The organism is Leptodesmis sp., from assembly GCF_052746595.1.
The window spans coordinates 29,627-52,053 of record NZ_JBRAGO010000018.1 but is presented as its reverse complement, the minus strand read 5'-3'; the positions used below and the strand labels follow the sequence as shown (position 1 = coordinate 52,053).

The window sequence follows — 22,427 nt, the reverse complement described above, 5'->3', positions numbered from 1 at the left end:
CGGTGAGAATCCTTGATTTATAGGGGTTTCAGGAGTTTTCTGCACCACCAAGCCCGCATCACGCAAAAGAATCCAAAGGGAGATCTGATTCGTTCTACAGCCGTTCCTGCTCGATTTATTCATGAAGTGATGAATAATAGCCGCGCGAAGCGACAAGCCATTATCTTAGATTGCTGCTTCAGTGGGGTATTTGATCCGGCTTTACAAACGAAGGATGATGGCTCAGTAGACTTACAAGGGCAGTTAGGGGCTGAAGGGCGAGTGGTATTGACCTCTTCTAGTTCAACGCAATATTCTTTTGAACAACAGGGTTCCGAATTATCCCTTTACGCTCGTTATTTGGTTGAAGGGATCGAGACTGGAGCAGGCGATCGTGATGAAGATAGCAAAATCTTAATGCGAGAGTTGCATGATTATGCCAGCAGTAAAGTACACGAAACCGCACCTAACATGACTCCTAAGCTCATCATCCTGAAAGATATGGGCTTTGAGATTGTCTTGGCTAAGGCAAAAGTGACTGATCCGAAGCTGAGATACCGTCGACAAGTTGAACGATATAGCAGCCGCGGAACTATTTCTTCAATTGGACGAACTATTTTAGGAGAACTGCAAACCTAATTAAAGTTATCTCCAGAAGTGACTAGAGATATTGAAGCTAAAGTTCTCCGACCTTATCAGGAGCGTTTAAAGAGTTTGCAGCAATATCGACAAGTATTCCTGGAAGCAGTGGAGCAAGAATACCCCTTACGTCAGGATGTTCAGTCTGAACTAGAAGATTTGCGGGAAGTTTTGGGATTACGGCAGGAAGATATAGAGCCAATTGAACAAGAAATTGTCGCTCAGGGCACTCAAAAAACAAAGGCTGAACGAGAAGATGATCAACAGAAGCTGCAATATGATGAATTAGCATCAAGTGAAGCCACGATCGCACATCAGCAAGAAATACAGGTTGCCCAACAAAAACAGAATGAGCAGGCACCCCAATTAGCCGATATAAGCAACAACTTAGAATCCTTAAATCATCAAACAAGTTCTGCTCAAGATAGATTTAAATCTAAGTCTTTTATAACTGCTGCCTCTAGCATCTTGATACTATTGTTCGGTGGTATCTTACTATCCAACAAAGCTCTATTCTCGAACAAGGTTAATAATGAAAACCATAGTGATGATAAAGTTACGACTTACACTACGGGCGCATTAAGTATTACAGGTAACAGGCAGCATGTATGCAACGTGCTTCTGCCTCGAGGCCCTGGAATTGGAGGTAGTTTCTTCTATCCCGAAGAAGAAAAGCTGTGGCAAGAGCTTCAATGTAAGAGTCTCTATTGCGACTTGAATGATCCTAACTGTAGAAGTTCTCTGAAATCTCAATGGGCCAAACCCGATCAAGCCAGCTCTAATAAGAGTAATGCAGATGATAAGACGGACGATCAGATTGTAGATCAGATTCTTCAATCTCCAACTCAACCCATACCTCAGCGCTCCTATAGTATTGGGTCACTTAGTACTGAGCAAATGAATGGGTTGAATGGTTTGTTTAGTCAATTTAATCAGGTAGACAATTCATTAGAGCCTGTAGAGTCTGGTAGTGCAACAACTTATCAGGGCTGGAAGGCTCTTTGTATTGGTGAACAAGGTCAATCCGGGTGCCCGAAGTCTGCAAAACATGAAATTGTCAGTTACGGAAACTTCTCGGACAGTGCAAGATTATGGACATCTAGAGGATGGGTGCTTTATAAGCCATAAATGTTAGCCCTACAATTCTGGAGGGGCAGGACAGGTAATGCTTATCGATCGCCCTGTTTTGGGATGAGTCAAGGTAAGGTGATAGGCGTGCAAATGATAGCCACAATCGCCAGGGACAGGAACCTTTTCAGGATGGCTGCAAGATGCTGATCGGGGAACGCCTCCCACGTCATAGAGCGGATCGCCCAGTAAGGGGTAGCCCACTGCGGCTAAATGAATCCGGATTTGGTGGGGGCGTCCGGTGAGAATGGTGACTTCTAGCAAAGTGGCATCAGAGCGACGCTGCAAAACCCGGCATTCACTGTGGGCAGGCAAGCCATTACTGGTCGCGCCATACACATAGCCCAGAACTGGATGAGAAAGTTTACCGATCGGCTGGGTAATGGTGAAGTCATCCTCTAGATCTCCGGCTCCCACCAGTGCTCGATACACTTTGCGAATCTGGCGATCGCGCATTTGTTGTGTCAGATGAGAGCGGGCCAGGGGCGATCGGGCCAGCAGCATTAAGCCAGACGTCCCCCGTCCCAGGCGATGAATCGGGATGGGTGTGTCCTGGGGATACTGCTGTTGCAATTGCCAGAGCAGCGTATGTTCTAAAAATCCTCCCCCCGGTAAGACAGGTAATCCAGCAGGCTTGGCGATCACCCACAGATCTTCGTCCTCATGCAGAATTTCAAAGGCCAGTGGCACCTCTGGTTCTTCCCAGGGGGGGGCGGTGATAAGTGAGCCATTGTCCAGCCTGCAGCCGTTCCTCAGCCGTGGTTACTCGGTCATTCAATAACACCTGCCCCAGAACAATTCGTTCCTGCCATGCAGATGGACTGGAGTGACGATAGTGACGGGTGTAATACTCCAACACCGTTTGCCCTGCAGATCGGCGATCGACCTGTTCTCGATAACTCCAACCCTGATTCATCATCCTACCTACTCCCCCCACCTCTTAACACTTTGTGGAATCTACACGCAATAGACATTAAGATCGCTATGATCCAAAATGTATGACTAACTTTATTGAAATCGCTTAGAGTTTCCCATGACCTCCTACGCTTCTTCGACGGCTCGGGCTGAGATGACTGAATTGCGGCGTTTGCGGGGCTTATTGCCACCAGAGTTGCAAAGTTGGGTTTCGGTTGAGGCGACCACTGCCGTCAATCCACCCTTAATTACCTCGGAAGAAATTGGTAAAGATGAGGTGGAGGTGCTGATTGACATGGTGAAGTGGGAGCAGCTGGCGACAGACCAGCGCAATCTCCTCTTCTGGCATGAAGTGGGCCGCATCCAGAACGACACGATTCCCAGGGATGGCTGGGAAATGGCAGCCTTGGCGATCGGCCTGGGGGGTGCTGTGGGTGAACTCTGGGTGCAGGATGGCCTGTTGCTGGTTCTGGCCCTGGCGCTATGCGGTGTTTCGGGCTGGCGCTTGTGGCAGAAGAATAACAATGAGAAGACCGTAAAGGATTTGATTGAGGCTGATGAACGGGCGATCGCGCTGGCCACTCGCTTTGGCTATAGTCTGCCCAATGCTTACAAGAGCCTGGGAAGTGCTCTGAAGGTACTGATTGAACAATCACCCAAGAAGAAACTGCGGTCTAGGTATGAGTCCCGGTTAGATGCGCTGAAGAAGAGTGCAGCCAAGGCCAAAGCCCGCATGAAAGAGCAGCAACCTGTCGATGAAGCGTATTAGGCACTTTCCAGAAACGCGATGTTGCGAATCGTGGGGGCCGGTTTTGTCCATTAAGTAGGATTTGATCAGGTTTTCCACAAAAAATTGAACTTTTTTACAGGTTTTCCACAGGTTTCCGCAGGTTTTCCACAGCCTGAAAAGGGAGCAACCAACAAAGAAACAAAAAATAAGGGGAAAGGTTGATCCTTTCCCCTTATTTGATTTGTTTTTTGGGTTGATTTTGCTCCTATTCCCACTCGATCGTGCCCGGTGGTTTGGAGGTAATGTCATACACTACCCGATTCACGCCGCGCACTTCATTGACAATGCGATTGGAGATAGTTTCCAGCAGATCATAGGGAACTCGTGCCCAGTCTGCAGTCATACCATCTTCACTGGAGACAAAGCGCAAGACGATCGGATAAGCGTAAGTGCGCTGATCACCCATCACACCGACACTGCGAATGGGTAGCAGGACGGCGAATGCTTGCCAGAGGTCATGATAGGTTCCAGAGCGGTTGATTTCCTGACGCACTATAAAATCGGCATCCCGCAGAATATCCAACCGTTCATCGGTGACTTCTCCCAGGATACGAATCGCTAAACCGGGACCAGGGAAGGGATGACGGTTGACAATTTCTTCGGGCAGGCCGATTGATCGTCCAACCTTACGAACTTCATCCTTAAACAGCTTGCGTAGAGGCTCGACTAGCTTAAAGCGAAGGTCTTTGGGCAGCCCACCGACATTATGATGGCTCTTGATCTTGACGGCCACCCGTTCTCCCGTTTTGGGATCGACGTTGGTATCGGCAGATTCAATCACATCCGGATACAGTGTGCCCTGTGCCAGGTAATCAAATGGCCCCAGACGACGGGATTCTTCCTCGAAGACGCGAATGAACTCATGACCAATGCGTTTGCGTTTTTCCTCGGGGTCGGTGACACCCGCGATCGCAGTCAAGAACCGTTCTCGCGCATTCACATACTCCACAGGAATGTGAAATTGCTCGCGGAAAAGCTTTACCAACCGTTCCGGCTCCAGTTTCCGCATAAAGCCCTGGTCAATGAACATACAGGTAAGTTGATCGCCAATCGCTTTGTGCAGCAGAAAGGCTAGAGTAGAAGAATCCACACCACCGGATAATGCCAGCAGTACTCGCTTATCGCCGACTTTGGCCCGGATTTCTCGAATCGATTCTTCTACAAAGGCGGCAGTTGTCCAGGTGGGTTCGCAGTCGCAGATGTGATAGACAAAGTTGCGGATGAGTGCCTGTCCGCCAACGGAATGCACCACTTCCGGGTGGAATTGCACACCGTACAGCTTTTTGTCGTGATGGGCGATCGCGGCGTTGGGCGTGTTCTCGGTATGAGCCAGAATTTCGAATCCATCGGGAAGGCGGGTAACAGAATCCCCGTGGCTCATCCACATGGTGCTGCCGTCTTCCACATTGGTCAGCAAATCGGTGGGGTCGTCAATCATGAGGGAAGCTTTGCCATATTCGCCACGCTCGGATTGTTCTACCTCACCGCCCAGTTGCTGCACCATCAGTTGCATGCCATAGCACACGCCCAGCACAGGAATTCCCAGCTTCCAAATTTCTGGGTCACAATGGGGGGCACCTTCGCTGTAGACGGAACTGGGGCCACCGGACAAAATAATACCTTTCGGATTGAGTTGGCGCAGTTGTTCTGCCGTGGTGCGATAGGATAGTACTTCCGAGTAGACTTGAGTTTCCCGGATGCGGCGGGCGATCAGTTCTGAGTATTGTGAACCAAAGTCCAGAATGACGACCATCTGACGGTTCAGATGTGGCATGGAATCAGTTGAAGTAAGCGGTTGAGTTTGTAGAGTCACCACTGGAATCCTGGTAATTGAGCTAGGTGAACGAATAGGGTGTCTACGAAAACAGTCTATGAAGAAACTATTTACAAAAATTAAAAATTAATCTTTTTATTCTAACGCGACTGACAAACCTGTTTCAGTAAATTATCTCCAATCATGCTGGTGATAATAATGTGTCGCTGGCGATCGAACAGCACAGTTCCCACCGTCACAGCGCGATCGCAGTGAGTCTGAATATAAGCCTGAGGGCGGTGATCAATGGTAGCGGCGATCGCCCCATAGACTCTGTTTACCCAGTGGCTACCGGTGCGATCGTCCAGTGCTCGTAAGTAAGCAAGGCCATCCTCAGCCGTTGGACTGGCAAAGACTTTTTGCATTTCCTCTGTTGGCAACCCCGCGTTGGCGCAGTGAGCTGTGAGAATTTCCAGACGTCCATCTGCTACATGGTGGTGGGTATGAAAAATGCCGCCTGCCAGCTTCAACAGCTTACCGTGATAGCCAAACAGCAGAATTGATTTTACTCCCTGGATTCCCGCTTCTACCAGCAACGGCCCCAACCAGTTTGCGGTTTTGATTAAGCGATCGGGATCCACCCCTAACCGCTGGCTCAAGTCCAGTCCGTTCTCTCCCACACAAAATACCAGGGTATCAAACTGATCTTGCTTCTGACGTAACTCCTCCCGGTACGCCTGCAACTGTCCCGGAGCACTCAACGGTTGAGAAATACCACTGGTGCCCAGTAAAGACAACCCCTCAACCACCCCAAAGGCTTCATTCGATGTGCGTTTTGCCAGTTCTCGTCCCTCTGGTAGGATGAGCGTGACTTGCAGCTTTTCTCCTGGTTGTAGAAGCGGTCGCAAGTTTTCTAAAAATAACCGTCTGGCATAGCGGGAAATGGATAGTTCTCCAGCCTGCGATCGTCCCATTCCTTCTCCGGCCATCAGCAGGATTGGTTCTTGCTGATCCATGGTTCCCCATTTCACCAGTGCCCAGATGGGAGTATGCCGGGTCAAATCCAGATTGTCTCCGGGATCGCTACGAGTAATGGCTAATGCCTGTTCTTGACTCAGTCGAGCCACCTGTTCAATACCAATTTCAGCTGTTTCGGCAGGCTCCAGAAGTTGGACAGGTACAGCCGCAACGGGTTGAGATGATCGCAGTCGTTTGTAAGGCCGCGATCGCAGCCGCACAGGCAAACACCGGCAGTGTGTAACCAGAACGGGGAGCCGTCATCGAAATGAGAACCTAAAGAATCGAGAGATGGTATCGTAGTTTTTGCTCATGTTGATTTATCTTCACGCCCCTGTCCTAACAAGGTGTATCTCACTCAAAAGATTGCCATATCCTAACCCCTAATTGTAATGACACCAGGGTTCCATGTGGGCAGTGCGTTACGCTAGCGCTAACAGCATCCTACGGGTACGATCTGGTTTGTTAATCACCTGATCTCCGACCCTCTTTCCCTCCTATGGCTCAACCTGCTGTTTTCATGGACCGCGATGGCGTGCTCAATATTGAAGCAGGCTACATTCATCAGGTGGAGAACTTGCATTTAATTCCTGGTGTAGCCCAGGCCGTAAGAAAGTTGAACGATCGTGGCATTTTCTGCTGTCTGGTGTCTAATCAATCGGGGCCAGCACGAGGCTATTATCCAGCCAGCCATGTGGAAGCCTTGCACGATCGCTTGTGCCGCCTGTTGCAGTCAGAAGCAGGTGCCCACCTGGATGCCCTGTACTATTGCCCCTACCTGAGCCAACCAGAAGGGGGCATAGATCCGCATTACACCCGCTGGAGTACCTGGCGCAAGCCCAATACGGGTATGTTCATTGCCGCGGCCTGGGATCACGATTTAGATATTTCCCGCAGCTTTATGATTGGGGATAAAGCCACGGATGTGGATATGGCCCACAATGCAGGTTGTGTTGGAATTCTGGTACAAACGGGGTTTGGGGAACAGGTTCTCAGCGGCGATTATCAACACCATACCCAGCCAGATTATATTGCGAAAGACTTGTCCGATGCAGTGGACTGGATTTTGCAGCAGTGAAAATCTGCCGCTGTTCAGCCATCAATTTCTGCACTCTGTTTCCCATCGGTGCGTTACGCTAGCATCGACTTAGAATGGCATTCCAGCTGCTTGTAGACACTGAGGGACATGGGGCATTATGGCGATCGTGATTGCGGGAGAGCGGAGTGGAGTGGGCAAAACGACCGTCACGTTATCGTTGTTAGCCTACCTCAGGCGGCAAGGATGGCAGATTCAGTCCTTTAAGGTTGGCCCCGATTATATTGATCCCATGTTTCACAGTGCCGTTACGGGTCGTCCCTGTCGCAACCTGGATCCAGTGCTGACTTCCGAACTGTACATTCAACAGTGCTTTGCCACCCACTCTCTACCAGTCGATGGCGTTCTGATAGAAGGGGTGATGGGGCTGTTTGATGGAGCAGGGGAAACAATTAAAAATAAAAAATTAAAAATTAAAAATGAAACAGTTCTAACCCTTGGGTTTGGCAGTACAGCGCATGTGGCACGGTTATTGAATATTCCAGTGGTGCTGGTAGTGGATTGTAGTCGCATGTCCTATTCGGTGGCAGCACTGGTGCATGGGTATCGCTCCTTTGATCCATCAATTCAATTTGCGGGAGTGATTCTGAATCGGGTGGGCAGCGATCGCCATCTGGAACTGCTGCGATTGGCCCTGGAACCTCTGGCCATTCCCATCCTGGGAGTATTGCGCCGCCATGCGCAGATCCGGATTCCCGATCGGCATCTAGGTCTGGTGCCTACGGCTGAACTGACTCATTTTCAGACTTTGATTGACCAACTCGCAGACCTGGCCGAAGGGTGGTTTGATTGGGCACAGTTGCTGCCGTTAGTGAGGGGGGGAATAGGGCGCAAGGAGTGGGAAGTGGGGAAAGAGAAGGGAGATGGGGGAGATGAGGGAGGAATCCAAAATCCAAAATCCAAAATCCAAAATTTACCTTCCCCCCAATCCCTCATTCCCATCGCGATCGCCCAGGATGCGGCCTTCAGTTTCTACTACGCCGACAATTTAGAGTTACTGGAAGCCTTGGGAGCAAAATTAATCTTCTGGAGTCCATTAAAGGATGCAGAATTGCCGCCAGGAGTAAGAGGTTTGTATCTGGGAGGCGGTTTTCCGGAAATGTTTGCGGAGGAATTGTCTCGTAATCAAGCGGCTCGGATGGCTGTTTACCAGGCGATTCAAGCTGGAATGCCAACCTATGCGGAGTGTGGCGGGTTAATGTATCTGTGCCAGTCTTTAATCGATTTTGCCGGACAGCACTTTCCTATGGTCGGTATTCTGCCTACCACCGCAGTCATGGAAAAGCGACTAACTCTGGGATATCGGTGCGCGATCGCCCAAACCTCTAGCCCTCTTGTCGCTTCGGGAGATATTCTCTGGGGCCACGAATTCCATCACTCCCACCTCACCACCGAGCCAGAACAGCCCCTATTTGCCCTAGAGAACCCCAGTCAATCAGTTCAAAATTCAAAATTTTCACTAAGCAATCCAAAATCCAAAATCCAAAATCCAAAATCCCTTGAGGGCTGGTATTTCCCTCACCTGCACGCCTCCTACATTCATCTACATTGGGGCGATCGCCCTGACTTTCCCCAACGTTTTTTAGACCATTGCCGCAAATTTCGCTCCTCTCTACGGCCGTGCTGAAACGACTCCCCGCTTCACCTGCTCTCCGTACATGGCTCGAAGTACTAATGCTGGATCGACCCATTGACCGGAGAATTTCAAGCCCCAGTGCAGGTGGGGGCCAGTGGTACGACCAGTCATGCCCACTCGACCAATGCGTGCCCCGGCAATCACGGTCTGTCCTTCCCACACTTGAATGCCGCCCTCTCGATCAATCATGTAACGGCCTCGATTATCTTTTTCTACACGGCCCTGCATATGGCAATAAATATGCTCCCACTGGCCCGATTGCACAACGACAGATGTGCCGCAGGCGCTGTCATCCGAGACTTCGACGACCTTGCCTGTCCACCAGTTGCGGATGTAGCTTCCCTGCGGGGCGGCCATATCCAATCCCCGATGATATTCAGAACCAGAAGAGCCATCCACCGCCTGCCGCACGCCAAAGGGAGATGTATAGGCTTGAAAATTTTCGACTGGGAAGGAGGCTCCAAACCAGCTACCCATTGCGATTTGATTTTGCTGAGTTTCTATAGCTCTTGCCTGCTCTTGTTGGGGTGATTGGGAAATAAAACCAGAAAAAATGGCGATCGTAGCCAGACCGCGACCAGCGAATACAAAAGTCCGTGTGGGAATTAGGAACCGAAGCAACATGCCATCACTCCTCAAGCGCTTGATGAGTTTACTGAGTGGTGCTCAGAATGCATGTTACTGCAGCTTACCCATTTTGCACGTTTTTTTGATTTCGCCACAAAAACTGTCGTATGAATCTGCCCTGGCTCCCATTCACCCAGTCACATCTAGCAGGTCTTGTTCAGAGAAGGGGATTCCATTTTGCCCAGCATGCCCATACGAATCAGCCAGAATTACGTGATGGGCACGGTGCTTCCCTTTTCCTGACGATATTTTTGATCCCAGCCTGTTGCGATCGAGATTTTTGCTGCTGTACCGTTGCGGCCAAGGCTCCTGTTCCCAGCCAGAGTATCTGCTGAGGGATGCGAGTGAAATTGGTTTGAGCCAGCGTGTGTAAGAGGGCTGGCGTACAACACGGACATAATAATGATTCGATCGGCAACATAGGGATGGATAGCGAACGATGGATTGTGGACAGTGAAGGGTGGAATAGTGACGTTGTATCTCCCTAACTATTCCCACTGGGGGCAAATTTGGCAAATACTTCTGCTTCTGTTAGATTCACTGTTTGATTGGCAAAGTCATAGTAAGCGGGTTTGCGATCGATAAAAATTTGCTTGGTGAACTCAAACCCCACCCCATCCTGAAACAGACCTGCTGGCACGAAATAGTCCCCTGCAGGCAAGAACCTGTAGTAAAGATGCGTCCCACATTCACGACAAAAGACCCGTTCCGCCCACTCTGAGGAGCGATAAGCTTTGACGTTCTCTGTACCATCGATCTGCACATCGGAACCGCAGACTACCATTCAAGCAGGGCCACCTCCCCAGCGCCGACACATGCCACAGTGACAGGCATCTACATGCTGCTTGTCTGGTGTTGTAACTGTGATGGCACCACAAAGGCACTTTTCTTCCATACTTCCCTCCTCTGCTTCCGGTGATTACTGTTTGATTCTGCCATACAATGTTTTCCATCCTCCACAGCCGCTACAGTTTGAGTTCCGCCAGACCAAGGTAGCGTACTCCAACCGGGGAGACTTCAAAGCGGCAGGGCAGGATTTGTACACCCCGTTTGATCGCCTCTCGAAATAACTTTCCATAGGCCGGATCAGCACTGTCTCCGGGTGCGAAATTAGGACAGTCGGCCCGATTAATGAAATACAGCATCACAGGTTTGGCCGCGGGCAGCAGGGCCATCAGTTCCTGCAAATGCTTCTGGCCACGAGTCGTTACGGTATCGGGAAATAGCACCAGATTCGACTGAGCCCAGGTCGTGCTTTTGACTTCTACATAGATGGGTTGAGCAGCCCCCGTCAGTAAGAAATCAATCCGGCTTTTCTTGTCCTGACCGTAGGGCACTTCAAATCGGATGTCATCGTATTTACCCAGTTCTGGAATCAGTTTGTTCATGAGGGCCAGCTTGGTGATCTGATTGGGCATTCCCGTATTCACGCCGACCCAAGTGGGCTGATTGTCGTAGACCTCGATCATTTCCAGGGTGTAGGCCAGCTTGCGGTTGGGATTATCACTTTTGGACACATAAACTGGACTCCCAACAGTAGATACTCCCGTCATCGGGCCAGTATTGGGACAGTGGGCGGTAATCACGTCACCAGAGGCAAGTTCCACATCCACAAAAAAGCGCTTGTATCGTTTCAGCAAGCGGCCCTCAAATAGGGGTGGGTACTGGTACAGGTAATCAGGCATAGCGGTACGATCGCAGCAGAGTGTGTGATTGTTCAAGGGGAAATTGGGGTTGACGTTACAGATTGAGTTATGGGTGGAAGACGGGGGCGATCGCCTGGATGCTTACCTGGCCGATCAGTTAGAGGATATATCGCGATCGCGAATTCAAAAACTGATCAGTCAGGAACAGGTGCGGGTCAATGGGACGGTCTGCACGTCGAAAAAAGCGATCGTGCAGGAGGGCGATCGCATTCAGGTGACGATTCCCGATGCCGCGCCCCTCGTCCTGGAGCCAGAACCCATCCCCCTGGAGATTCTCTATGAGGACGATCAACTCCTGATCGTCAATAAGCCAGCAGGATTAGTGGTGCATCCGGCTCCCGGTCACGCCAGTGGGACTTTGGTGAATGCTTTGCTGTGGCACTGCCGCACGGCAACCGGAACCAGCACTCTGTCCGGGATTGGCGGCATTCAGCGTCCGGGAATTGTGCATCGCCTGGATAAGGATACGACAGGGGCGATCGCCATTGCCAAAACTGACTTCGCCCATCAGCATTTACAGCGGCAATTTCACGACAAAACGGCTCGTCGGGATTACCTGGGAGTGGTGTATGGTGCCCCGAAAACGGAACAGGGCACGATTGATGCTCCGCTGGGTCGCCATCCCGTGGATCGACAAAAAATGGCGATCGTTCCCGCAGAGAAAGGTGGACGACCTGCAGTGACTCACTGGCAGATCAAAGAACGCCTGGGCAACTTCACTCTGATTAACTTTGAACTGGAAACTGGACGTACTCACCAGATTCGAGTTCATGCCGCCTCGATCGGCCATCCCATTGTTGGCGATCCGGTTTATGGCTCAGGTCGCTCCCTGGGTGTAAATCTCCCCGGTCAAGCCCTCCACGCTTGGCGACTGAAACTGCAACATCCGGTCACCAGAGCGGCGATCGAAGTAAGCGCTTCCCCACCAGACTCTTTCGTGAAACTGCTGGAAGTTCTCCGCAAAAGAACATGAGGGATGCAGTGGATTACCCTGCTAGCTTAGCTTGGGCCACCTGGAGCGCCTGACGTACCTGAGCGAATCCGGTGCCACCGTAGCTGTTGCGGGCGGATACCACTTTGGCCGGAGCGATCGCCTCGTAAATATCCGCTTCAAAGGCGGGATGCAAGCTTTTCCATTCCTCTAGCGTTAAGTCTTTCAGCAACTTGCCCTGAGCGAGGGAGGTTTTTACCACTTTGCCAACCAGATTGTAGGCTTCCCGGAAGGGCACTCCCTTGGCGGCTAAGTAATCTGCGACATCCGTGGCGTTAGAGAAGTCTTCGCTAACGGCGGCCTGCAAGCGCTGGGTGCGAAATTCCATGCCTTCCTGCAGCAGGATCGTCATCGCTTCCAGGCAGGATTGGACGGTGATCACCGCATCAAACAGGGCTTCCTTGTCCTCCTGTAAATCTTTGTTGTAAGCGAGGGGTAGCCCTTTCATCAGTACCAATAATGCCTGGAGATGACCAAAGACCCGGCCAGTTTTGCCCCGTACCAGTTCTGGTACATCAGGGTTTTTCTTTTGTGGCATGATGCTAGATCCGGTGGAGCAGCTATCTTTTAAGCTGACAAAAGCAAATTCTTCAGAGGCCCAGAGGATCACTTCTTCAGACAGACGGCTGAGGTGAACCATGATCAGGCTGGCGGCACAGAGAAATTCGATCGCAAAGTCGCGATCGCTGACTCCGTCCAGGCTGTTGGCATACACTCCATTGAAATTCAGTAACTCTGCGGTGTAATGGCGATCGATGGGAAACGTGGTTCCGGCCAGGGCACCGGATCCCAGGGGAGAGATGTTGACCCGGTTGTAAATTTCTCCTAACCGTTCCCAATCCCGCTGACTCATTTCAAAGTAGGCCAGCAGATGATGAGCCAGACTGAGAGGCTGTGCCCGCTGCAGGTGAGTGTAGCCAGGAATCAGGGTTTCCACATGCTGGGTAGCCAGATTTAGCAATACGGATTGAAACTGCCGCAGTTGCGTGCGAATGGTCTGAATTTGATCGCGCAGATAAAGCCTGGTATCCGTGCCGACTTGATCGTTGCGAGATCGAGCGGTGTGCAGCTTTTTGCCCACATCTCCCACTAATTCCGTCAACCGACGTTCTACGGCAAAATGAACATCTTCTGCATCAACACCAGGAGTGAATTTGCCCTCGCGGTATTCCTGCCGGATCTGTTCTAATCCATTGACCAGTTGTGCTCCTTCCTCTGCCGAAATAATGCCCGTGTGAGCCAGCATTCGAGCATGGGCTTGGGATCCGGTCAGGTCATACTCAATCAATTGGATATCAAAACCAATGCTGGCATTAAAGCGGGCGATCGCGGGATGGAGAGCCGACTCAAAGCGCTGGCTCCAGGTGGCAGGATTGGCTACAGCCGTGGATGGGAGATTAGTATTCAAAGCAAAGATTACCTAGAGAACTCAGATGTACGTTCCCGTATTGAAACGGTTCAGAGCAAAGTGTGCAGTGGGCAGATTAACCAAAACTGGTAAAAGTTTTAATGAAATAGCCGAAAAACAGACCAATTAGAAATGCCCAGGCTTGCCCACTTTTGATGAAATGATCGACTGCCCGCTGGACATCACCAAACAGGTCAGACTCAATTTGCTTCTCCAGCACCAGCAAATCGGCGGGGAGGTGCCAGTGTAGTTGTTGCAGGCTATCGAGCCAATGATGGGTTTGTATTAACCCGATCGCTACATCGTGAACTGCATGGATATCCATCACCGCATACTCCCATGAATGAATAAATGCTTGCCTTTTGTTAAGAGCCTACCCTAAGAAGCGGCCATTGGAAGGAGGATCTCGACTTTATTGAGATCTTCGCAGAGCCTTCCGCTACTCGACCAACACCATACCAGAAGATTATCCTTCTGATGCAAGTGGCTCCACTCGCATCACAATCAGGGTCATGTCATCAGAATTGCGGTTTTCTGGCCCGATAAACTGCTGTACCCGTTCAAATAGATACTCCAGAATATCTTGCGGGTGATCGAAGTGCTGGCAAGCCCACTTAAAGGCACTGGTCAGGTTTTCCTCATCAAACCGTTCGCCGCTCTGACTGGCTGCATCCGTGAAGCCGTCTGTGTAGTAAATCAGCACATCTCCTGGCTGCAGCTGTACCTGAGCATCCTGATAGTGAGTGTCGGCATCCAGACCGATCAACATGCCCAGTGTATCGAGCCGTTTAATGGTCTTGGTTGCGGCCTGCCAGAGCAAGGGTGGATTATGGGCTGCGTTGCTGTAGGACAACAATCGGGTTTGTGGGTCATATTCCGAGTAGAACAGGGTGACAAACCGATTGGAATTTTCCAGGTCGGCATACATAACCCGGTTCAAATGCTGCAGAATCCGGGCGGGACTGTGACCGTTGAGAACTTCTGCCCGCAGCATCCCGCGAGTCATGGTCATAATCAGTCCGGCAGGAACTCCTTTTCCCATCACATCGCCGATCGCCAGCGTCCATTTGCCTGCTTCACTACCGCCATCCCGCTTGGATCGAAGCTGGTCATAGCTGGCTGGAATGAAGTCATAGTAATCGCCTCCTACTCGACTGGCCGTTTGGCAACGGGCCGCCAGTTCCACACCCTGAATTTTGGGACACTGACGTGGTAGCAGCCGGAGTTGAATTTCCGCCCCAATTTCCAGTTCTCGATCGAGCCGCTCTTTCTTGCGTAGCTCCACCGACAACTCATCATTTTCGATCGCCACCGCCGTTTGATCGGCCACCAAGCGCACTAACTTCTGGCGAGTTTCTGTCCAGGTGTATTGCGGATCCCGGCTGAAAACATACAGTCGTCCCCGCTCCACATTTTTGACCAGAATGGCAGTACCGAATAACTGGACATTAGCTCCCAGGTAATAACTCACCTGATGGTCTAAATCTGCGATCGCCTGAGCCGTCGGAGTCATCGACCCATTAGAAGAACTCCGCACAAAGGAAGGGGCAATCTGACGCGCCGCCGACTCCAACGCCTTACGAATATCCTGACCCAGGCGGCTATCCTGACAGTGCAACCGCTCCAACCGCACCTGGCCACTTGGCTTAAACAGCAGCAAGGCTCCCCCGTCACTATCTGTTACCCGACTGGCCATCAATGGGATCAGTTCTAGAAATTGATTCAGATTATTGAAACTCCGGAGCGCGAACCCCAGAGAACTGAGCAAATCCTGAATCTTATGTTGTTCCCGATTTAGCCGTGCCACCAACTCTTTTAAGGCAAATACCGGTGTCACCTCTGGAGGCATATTGCTGCTTCCAGAGCGTTCCGGTGGTTGCGATGGCTGTCGGGGAAGGGGCACAGCAGTCATTGAGTCAAAGTTTGGCAAACTAGTATAACCAGCAATATAGATAGGCCGATGCAAACCCTAAGGCTCTCCTCAAGGAACGATCTGGATACAGACAGCACTCAAGCCCTTTAAGTCACTCAAGTGACTGCATACCAGATGCATCAAAGCCAGGTAAAGATAACTCCTTTTGCGGAAAACTAACAGAAATTTTGCAACAGATCTTAGCGAATACGATACGAACAATAGTATTAAGTTCTACCAACTTTACAAGATGTATGCTGCGGGGTGAAGTGAATCCAATGCAACTTTATGTCTCTAAATTCTAAGTAAAAGATAAAGGTTCTTGGGGCAGCATGATTCTGTTCCATGAGCCTGGATTGAGAGTTTAGATTGAACGTCTGGGCTGAGCAACTTTACGCTTTAAACCTTGTCCAAGTCTAGAACCGTAGTTCCTCTTATCGGAAAACGACCATTCTCTATCTGGACTTGATTTAGCTCTTCTCTAAGAAAAATCAGGGGCACGAGTGGATTGGTATAAGCAGGCTAAAGACCACACCCTGATACAATGTCTCGTTGACTGTTTCTAGAGCAGTCCATCCTAGCGTCCTTCAATGGAAACTGCCCATGAAAGCCCTGAACTCTTCCCCCTGGCTCTCGTTAATGTTGAAACTGGCTGGAGTGATTTTGATTCTCACAAGTCTGATTGACTACTTTGTCTTGCTGACAACAGTCAACTTTCAAAACAGTCAATCGGTAATCACGTTTACAACTGGAATGGTCGATCGCGGCTTCATTCCGTTAATAGGAATGATGTTAATTTTCTTGGGGTTATGGTCTGAGTCCGGTTCCTCCGATGCCGGGGCGCGCAACAGTTCGGCATTGAAATTGTTTGCGCTTGTAATTGCCAGCATTTTGGGGCTGTGTTTTTTCTTGATCATTTTCTGGCATGTTTTAACCACGTTGGATGCCAGGGATACGCAGTTGAAACAGGTGACCGACGAAGCCTCTAAGGCAAGAACTCAGTTATCGAGTCAGGTAGAGCAGTTGAAAGGGCAGGGGTCACAACAATTAGAAGCCCAGCTGGCGGCATTAGATCAGGCCATTCGGGAAGGGAAATTACCTCCCGATCAACTGGCTCAGGCGCAGCAACAGCGGGAAAAACTCAAAAGACTCAAAGCCGATCCCAAAGCCCTGCAGGCTGAAGTGGATGCCCAAATTGCGCCCAAGCTTGCTGAGGAGAAGAGTAAAATCGATAGCCGCGAAAAAGAGTTGAAAGATCAAACCCAAGGAACAGCCATGCGAGCCGCCCTCAGAACTGGGTTAAATAGCTTACTGCTGACGATCGCCTATTCCATCATTGGTTGGACTGGTCTTCGCCAACTGTTATCTTTGCGTTAAACATGGGCTTGTAGAGACGTTCCGGTGGAGCACCTTTACGAATGTCAAATTAGGTTACCGATTACCGTAGGATAGGGGGAATACTGATCCAGGCGTTCTCAGGAATCGGTGTGATTTAGAAACAAAACTACACACGTCTGTTTACAACGCTTAAAATAAAAACGTAAAACCCTGCTAATCACCTGAAGTGGACGAGGGCAGCGATCGTCTGAATCAACGGTGTTCTAACCCGGTTGTAGCCTATGCAAGAGAGTCGGCCACCTGTCCTTCAACGCCTTAAGCAAGACCTAAAGAATGATCTGATTGCCGGATTGCTGGTGGTTATTCCCCTGGCAACGACCATCTGGTTAACCATTACCGTGGCGACCTGGGTGATTGGGTTTCTGACGCATATTCCTAGCAAGCTCAATCCCTTTGATGGGCTAAATCCATATCTGGTCAGTAGTCTCAATCTATTGGTCGGCTTGGCGGTTCCCTTAATCTGCATTTTGGCGATCGGCCTTATGGCCCGGAATATTGCAGGCCGCTGGCTGCTAGATGTGGGGGAACGTACCCTGCAAGCTATCCCGCTGGCTGGCTCTGTTTACAAAACCCTGAAGCAGTTACTGGAAACCTTATTAAAGGATTCCGGCTCCAAATTCCGGCGAGTGGTGCTGGTGGAATATCCCCGTAAAGGAGTCTGGTCGCTAGGGTTTGTGACAGGCGTACTCAGCGGCGAATTTCAATCCCATTTCTCCACTCCGATGCTGAGCGTCTTCATTCCTACCACGCCCAACCCCACCACGGGCTGGTATGCCGTCGTCAGCGAAGAGGAAGTGATTACGCTCTCTATGCCGATTGAAGATGCCTTCAAGGTCATCATCTCCGGTGGCATTGTCAGCCCCGACTTAGGGAAGCCGACCTCTCTTCCGCCCGTCAGCCGTCTTCCCCTGGAACCTCTGGTGGAAGCACCGAGGGCCGTTCGTCCTGAAGCAGAGGCAATCCGGATTGCATTGGAAGAAGACTAAGCCTTCAAACCCCTGCAAAATGTTGTTAAGATGGCTGGGCTATCGCCTTTTGGCTATGGCATTTGCCTCTTTCTGGTTTCTATCATGCAAGCTCGTCGTATTGCCCGTGAACTGGCCTTACTCAGTATTAGCCAGCTCCCTGCCACTCAAGGAAATTTAGATGCTCAGTCGTTGCAAAATGTGGTTGTAGCGGCTGTGCGCACGTTGACTAGCGAGGCTGAGGACGCGTTGGAAGCCGCAGCAGCAGAATTGAAGCAAAGCAATGATCGCCTGCTGAAGAGCCAGACCAGAGCCGCAGACGTGCAAAGCGCCCGCACAATGGTGACTGAAGCGATCGAACTGGCACAAACAGCAATTAACCGACTGGGGGTGGCGATCGAAATCCCCGAAACCATTCAGTTAGCGAACCAGAATGATGTCCGGTCTTATACCCTGGAAATTGTCCGAACCTTGAAAGCTAACCAGGATGGGATTGATGCTCTATTAACCGAGGTGCTGGTCGATTGGCAACTCAATCGTCTCGCTGCCGTCGATCGCGATATTCTCCGTATCGCCGTTACTGAAATGGTGTACCTGGGAATTCCAGACCGCATTGCCGTGAACGAAGCTGTAGAACTGGCAAAACGGTACAGTGGAGACGAAGGCCATCGCTTTATTAATGGGGTACTGCGGCGAGTGACCGATCGGGTGAAGGTAGAAACGAAGTGAGGAGTGGAGAGGTGGACGGGTGGGTGAATGAGAGTAATGAGAATGTTACTGTCTGTTTACTGTCCACCATCCACTATCGACGCTCGCCCAATCTAAAATCCAAAATCTAAAATCCAAAATTTTTCATCTCTCAACTCTTAACTCAAAACTTTTAACTCTTAACTACTTTCTACGGCCCTGGGGAGAGCAAACTCATGACATTTGATTGGTTTCGCCGTCGCTTTGACAATGAGCAGGAAGAGACTCAATCGGCAGCAGCTGACAAGACTCAAACTGAGCCGCAGCAGGCTGAAACTGAATCTTCAGAAGCGAAGGCGGCAGAACAGGTACAGGATTATTTGAACTACGCCAAACTCGCCTATGAAAACATTCGCAAGCGGCAGTTAGCGGCTCAGCAAGCGGCGGCAGAGCAGACTCCAGCAAGCGAAGCCCAAGCGGTCAGTCCTCTTGTAGAGGAAACTACGATCGCTAGCCCTTCCCCTGCTCCTGCTACCGAATCAACCCCGGAGGTGGCCGCTCCAGAAACCCCAACTCCAGAGACGGCTGTTCCAGAAACCGTAGCTACCGAGACAGTAACTCCAGAGACGGTAGCTCCAGAGTCAACCGTTCCAGAAACCGTAGCTGCCAAGACAGTAACTCCAGAGACAATCGCTCCAGTTGCAGAGGAGCCAGCGGCTGAGACTGTGACGGAACCTGTCGCAGAGGTTGCCGAACCCGAATCTGCCACTCCCTTACCGTTCTGGGCAGCCGCAGAGGCAGAACGGCAGGCCCGGTTAGAGCAATTGCGGGAAACCGCGATCGTGGAACCAGAGCCAGAACCTGCCCCTCGTTCCCAGGAACCTGTACCCGTGGCGGAGGAGATGGCTCCAGAACTGCCAGACTTTACCCTGGATGAGGGCTTTCTCTGGTCTACAGAGATTCTGGCAGCTCAGGGGCGACGGGCGGATCAAATTTCGATCGAAGAAATTACCTGGCTGAAGCGACTACGGCAAGGATTGGGAAAAACGCGCCGTGGATTAGTCAATCAGCTAAAGGCGATCGTCGGTCAGGGGCCACTGAATCAGGATGCGGTGATGGAAATCGAAGCCGCATTGTTGCAGGCGGATGTTGGTGTCCAAGCCACAGACGCGATTATTGACGCCTTGCAAAAGAAACTGCGCAGTGAAACCCTCCCTCCGGATGCAGCCATTACCTACCTGAAGCAAATCCTGCGCGAGATGCTGGATGCTCCTCTGGGAGACACCGCCAGTTATGCCTTTGCTCCGGAGAAGGACAAACTCAATATCTGGTTGATGACCGGAGTGAATGGAGCTGGGAAAACGACGACAATCGGCAAATTGGCTCACATTGCGGAAAAATCCGGCTACAAGTGTTTAATCGCGGCGGCTGATACCTTTAGAGCCGCTGCTGTGGAGCAGGTAAAGGTGTGGGGTGCCCGCAGTGGCGTTGAGGTGATTGCTAATCCTGGCAAGAATACCGATCCGGCGGCTGTGGTGTTTGATGCTATTACCGCGGCTCAGTCCAGGGACGTAGATCTGCTGCTGGTGGATACGGCAGGTCGCTTGCAAAACAAAAAGAACTTGATGGATGAACTGAGCAAAGTTCGTCGCATTATCGACAAAAAAGCTCCTGATGCCGTGGTGGAATCCCTACTGGTGCTGGATTCTACCCTGGGACAAAACGGCCTCCGACAGGCAGAAGTGTTTTCTGAAGTGGCGAAACTAAGTGGTGTAGTACTCACCAAGTTGGATGGTACTGCCAAGGGAGGGATTGCCCTGGCGATCGTCCAGCAACTCGGCCTCCCGATTCGCTTTATCGGAGCCGGAGAAGGCATTGAAGACCTGCGACCATTTTCCAGTTATGAGTTTGTGGAAGCGTTGCTGAATGGCTAATTCTCTACCCGAATCTCTGGGATATTCCACAACCCCCAACTGGGTAAGCCGGAATATTGGATCCCCTGAACGGTATTGCGGGCAGCCATCAGAGCGCGATCGTTGACCAGAAAAATCACAGGCAAGTTTTCCTGCACGACCCGTTGATAGTCGGCGTAAATTTGTTGGCGCTTGGTTTCGTCGAGTTCGCGTGCTCCGGCAATCATCAGGCGATCGATTTCTTGCTCAAACCCGTAGGGCTGCCAGCCCTGAATTGGCGGCTGTCCGGGTTGCTGGCTCAGGTTGAAGGAGTGGGAGGCTCCCGTACTGAGCCAGAGGTTGGCTGCTCCGTGGGGATCAATGCCGCCTGTGAACCCAATTATGTGGGCATCCCAATCCCGTGAGTTAGAAGTTTTTTCAATCAGGACATTGAAATTCAGGGGCGTGAAATCGACCAGAATCCCAATTTTGCTCAAGTCTTCTTTAATCTGCGCACCGATCGCCTCCCGCACTTTGTTGCCGGAGTTGGTCACCAGCGTAAAGCGTACCCGATTGCCGTCTGCATCCACCAGTTGTTGCTGTGCATTATATTGAAAGCCTGCTCCCAGCAATAGTTCTTTGGCTTTCGCTGGGTCATAATCATACACTTTCAGCCCCTGCTCTGGTTTCAAAAAATAGGGACTTTGCACTGAAACGGGCGAATTCTGGATAATTCCCAGTCCCCGGAAAATATTTGTGTTAATTTTGGGTCTATTGATCGCATGAGCGATCGCCTGTCGAAAGGCCAGATTGCTGAACCACCGGAGTTTGACTGGATTGACGATCGGCTGACCGTCTTTATTTCTGGCTTGATTCAGGTTAAACGTTAGATACAATACCCCCGACCAGGGGCCGCCATTGTAAATCTGAAATTTGCCTCGCCGCTCCTCTCGCTTCAGCAAGGAATAATATTCTGGGCGCAAGGGACGAGCATCTCCCATCATATCCAGTTCTCCCGATCGAAAGCGGATTAATTGAGTGTCTGTGTTTTCGATGAATTGCCAAATGATCCGATCAACATACGGCAAAGGGTGGCCTTGAGCATCTTTCTGCCAGTAATAGGGATTGCGCTGGAGCACCAGGCGTTGCCCAGCCTTGTAGCTCTCCAACTTATACGGCCCATTGACAATAATCTCTGCTGGGTCGGTATCTGTATTCCAGGTAGAAATGAACTTGAGATTACCATCCAATCCTTTGGTTCGGAGGGACTCTTCCAGGGCGTGTTTAGGCATAATCATCACCCCATCTGGGCCAGCAGTGGCCCGCAGAAACGGAGCAAAGGGTTCCGGGAGGAAAAACTCTACCCGGCGATCGTCCAGTTTCTCAACCGTGGGATAAGCGCCCTTGGGAAACCGCTCATTGGGGCCAATTCGAAGTGAGTCCTTAGCATCCGTGGGAATATCTGGGTTAAACACAATATCCCGATAGGTAAACACCACATCATCGGCCGTCAGTGGCTGACCATCTGACCACTTCAGCCCGTCTCGCAATGTAAATACCACATGCTGCTTGTCTTCTGAAATCGTCCAGGATTCCGCTAGCGCTGGTTCAATCTTGCCAGTGATGCCGTTTTCTCGCGTCAACCCTTCATAAGCAAACAGAAAAATGCTGGGAAATGACTGATTATTCGCATAGTTGAATGTTTTTGGATCCGACAGAGTACTGATAATCAACTGCGATCCCTGGGTCGCCTTTGTCCTCATACCTGCTGCATGACAACCTGTCAGGGGCAACAAGCCCAGCAAAACCAGAATGAAAATAAGCGATCGCCGCAGGAGAGAAAGCATGAGGAGTTTTAAGCTTTAAGTTTTGAGTTCTAAGTTTTAAG

General features: G+C 50.7%; 23 protein-coding genes. 10 read left to right on the top strand and 13 right to left on the bottom strand.

The features are described from left to right. Positions 1–12: 12 nt before the first annotated feature. Positions 13–618, top strand: a complete 606-nt coding sequence (locus ACUVQO_RS06135; RefSeq protein ID WP_445925004.1) for a caspase family protein — start codon at positions 13–15, stop codon at positions 616–618. An 18-nt stretch (positions 619–636) separates the two neighbouring features. After that, positions 637–1,746: a hypothetical protein gene (locus ACUVQO_RS06130; RefSeq protein WP_445925003.1), complete on the top strand. Its 1,110-nt coding sequence runs from the start codon at positions 637–639 to the stop codon at positions 1,744–1,746. A gap of 9 nt (positions 1,747–1,755) precedes the next feature. Here ACUVQO_RS06130 and ACUVQO_RS06125 read toward each other — a convergent pair whose 3' ends face one another. Next, positions 1,756–2,436 (bottom strand): RluA family pseudouridine synthase, encoded by a 681-nt coding sequence (locus ACUVQO_RS06125; RefSeq protein WP_445925002.1) that lies wholly within the window; start codon positions 2,434–2,436, stop codon positions 1,756–1,758. Further along, on the bottom strand, positions 2,420–2,665 hold the full coding sequence (locus tag ACUVQO_RS06120; RefSeq protein WP_445925001.1) for a hypothetical protein: 246 nt from the start codon (positions 2,663–2,665) through the stop codon (positions 2,420–2,422). The genes ACUVQO_RS06125 and ACUVQO_RS06120 overlap by 17 nt, the downstream gene beginning before the upstream one ends. Before the next feature lie 114 nt (positions 2,666–2,779). Between ACUVQO_RS06120 and ACUVQO_RS06115 the strand changes: the two genes are divergently transcribed. Then, positions 2,780–3,430 (top strand): DUF3318 domain-containing protein, encoded by a 651-nt coding sequence (locus tag ACUVQO_RS06115; RefSeq protein ID WP_273545910.1) that lies wholly within the window; start codon positions 2,780–2,782, stop codon positions 3,428–3,430. A 226-nt stretch (positions 3,431–3,656) separates the two neighbouring features. Here ACUVQO_RS06115 and guaA read toward each other — a convergent pair whose 3' ends face one another. Together guaA and cbiD are read right to left on the bottom strand one after the other, a co-directional pair. Next, positions 3,657–5,264, bottom strand: a complete 1,608-nt coding sequence (gene guaA / locus ACUVQO_RS06110; RefSeq protein WP_445925000.1) for a glutamine-hydrolyzing GMP synthase — start codon at positions 5,262–5,264, stop codon at positions 3,657–3,659. A gap of 101 nt (positions 5,265–5,365) precedes the next feature. Next, entirely contained in the window at positions 5,366–6,442 is a 1,077-nt protein-coding gene (gene cbiD, locus ACUVQO_RS06105) for a cobalt-precorrin-5B (C(1))-methyltransferase CbiD (protein ID WP_445925008.1), read from the bottom strand. Between the two features lie 278 nt (positions 6,443–6,720). Between cbiD and ACUVQO_RS06100 the strand changes: the two genes are divergently transcribed. Continuing rightward, positions 6,721–7,299 (top strand): D-glycero-alpha-D-manno-heptose-1,7-bisphosphate 7-phosphatase, encoded by a 579-nt coding sequence (locus tag ACUVQO_RS06100; protein ID WP_445924999.1) that lies wholly within the window; start codon positions 6,721–6,723, stop codon positions 7,297–7,299. 118 nt (positions 7,300–7,417) lie between these two features. Beyond that, positions 7,418–8,944, top strand: a complete 1,527-nt coding sequence (locus tag ACUVQO_RS06095; protein WP_445924998.1) for a cobyrinate a,c-diamide synthase — start codon at positions 7,418–7,420, stop codon at positions 8,942–8,944. Here ACUVQO_RS06095 and ACUVQO_RS06090 read toward each other — a convergent pair. The 5 genes from ACUVQO_RS06090 to sfsA all read right to left on the bottom strand — a co-directional run bounded on the left by ACUVQO_RS06090 (position 8,930) and on the right by sfsA (position 11,301). Then, the gene (locus ACUVQO_RS06090) at positions 8,930–9,577 is read right to left on the bottom strand and encodes a M23 family metallopeptidase (RefSeq protein WP_445924997.1); all 648 of its coding nucleotides are present in this window, start codon (positions 9,575–9,577) and stop codon (positions 8,930–8,932) included. The genes ACUVQO_RS06095 and ACUVQO_RS06090 overlap by 15 nt on opposite strands. A gap of 202 nt (positions 9,578–9,779) precedes the next feature. Further along, the gene (locus ACUVQO_RS06085) at positions 9,780–10,001 is read right to left on the bottom strand and encodes a hypothetical protein (RefSeq protein ID WP_445924996.1); all 222 of its coding nucleotides are present in this window, start codon (positions 9,999–10,001) and stop codon (positions 9,780–9,782) included. Between the two features lie 63 nt (positions 10,002–10,064). Then, entirely contained in the window at positions 10,065–10,364 is a 300-nt protein-coding gene (locus tag ACUVQO_RS06080; RefSeq protein WP_445924995.1) for a GFA family protein, read from the bottom strand. After that, on the bottom strand, positions 10,365–10,475 hold the full coding sequence (locus ACUVQO_RS06075) for a GFA family protein (RefSeq protein WP_445924994.1): 111 nt from the start codon (positions 10,473–10,475) through the stop codon (positions 10,365–10,367). It abuts the gene before it with no gap. Between the two features lie 70 nt (positions 10,476–10,545). Further along, entirely contained in the window at positions 10,546–11,301 is a 756-nt protein-coding gene (sfsA, locus tag ACUVQO_RS06070) for a DNA/RNA nuclease SfsA (protein WP_445924993.1), read from the bottom strand. A gap of 13 nt (positions 11,302–11,314) precedes the next feature. Here sfsA and ACUVQO_RS06065 point away from each other — a divergent pair, with 13 nt between their 5' ends. After that, positions 11,315–12,259: an RluA family pseudouridine synthase gene (locus ACUVQO_RS06065; RefSeq protein ID WP_445924992.1), complete on the top strand. Its 945-nt coding sequence runs from the start codon at positions 11,315–11,317 to the stop codon at positions 12,257–12,259. Between the two features lie 13 nt (positions 12,260–12,272). Here the strand turns inward: ACUVQO_RS06065 and argH are convergent, their stop codons facing one another. From argH to ACUVQO_RS06050, 3 genes are all read right to left on the bottom strand, one after another. Further along, positions 12,273–13,685, bottom strand: coding sequence for an argininosuccinate lyase (gene argH / locus ACUVQO_RS06060; protein ID WP_445924991.1), 1,413 nt, complete (start codon positions 13,683–13,685; stop codon positions 12,273–12,275). A 76-nt stretch (positions 13,686–13,761) separates the two neighbouring features. Beyond that, entirely contained in the window at positions 13,762–14,010 is a 249-nt protein-coding gene (locus ACUVQO_RS06055) for a hypothetical protein (protein WP_445924990.1), read from the bottom strand. Between the two features lie 141 nt (positions 14,011–14,151). Further along, positions 14,152–15,597 carry a PP2C family protein-serine/threonine phosphatase gene (locus ACUVQO_RS06050; RefSeq protein ID WP_445924989.1) on the bottom strand — a complete coding sequence of 482 codons (1,446 nt, stop codon included), beginning with the start codon at positions 15,595–15,597 and terminating at the stop codon, positions 14,152–14,154. 603 nt (positions 15,598–16,200) lie between these two features. On the opposite strand from ACUVQO_RS06050, the gene ACUVQO_RS06045 reads away from it, so the two are divergent. From ACUVQO_RS06045 to ftsY, 4 genes are all read left to right on the top strand, one after another. Next, a complete protein-coding gene (locus ACUVQO_RS06045) occupies positions 16,201–16,974 on the top strand; it encodes an HpsJ family protein (RefSeq protein ID WP_445924988.1) in 774 nt (257 codons plus the stop codon). A gap of 242 nt (positions 16,975–17,216) precedes the next feature. Continuing rightward, positions 17,217–17,981 (top strand): DUF502 domain-containing protein, encoded by a 765-nt coding sequence (locus ACUVQO_RS06040; RefSeq protein WP_445924987.1) that lies wholly within the window; start codon positions 17,217–17,219, stop codon positions 17,979–17,981. 30 nt (positions 17,982–18,011) lie between these two features. Then, the gene (nusB, locus tag ACUVQO_RS06035; RefSeq protein ID WP_445924986.1) at positions 18,012–18,689 is read left to right on the top strand and encodes a transcription antitermination factor NusB; all 678 of its coding nucleotides are present in this window, start codon (positions 18,012–18,014) and stop codon (positions 18,687–18,689) included. Between the two features lie 194 nt (positions 18,690–18,883). Continuing rightward, a complete protein-coding gene (gene ftsY, locus ACUVQO_RS06030) occupies positions 18,884–20,581 on the top strand; it encodes a signal recognition particle-docking protein FtsY (protein ID WP_445924985.1) in 1,698 nt (565 codons plus the stop codon). Here ftsY and ACUVQO_RS06025 read toward each other — a convergent pair. Next, entirely contained in the window at positions 20,578–22,386 is a 1,809-nt protein-coding gene (locus tag ACUVQO_RS06025; RefSeq protein ID WP_445924984.1) for an ABC transporter substrate-binding protein, read from the bottom strand. The genes ftsY and ACUVQO_RS06025 overlap by 4 nt on opposite strands. Positions 22,387–22,427: the final 41 nt, after the last annotated feature.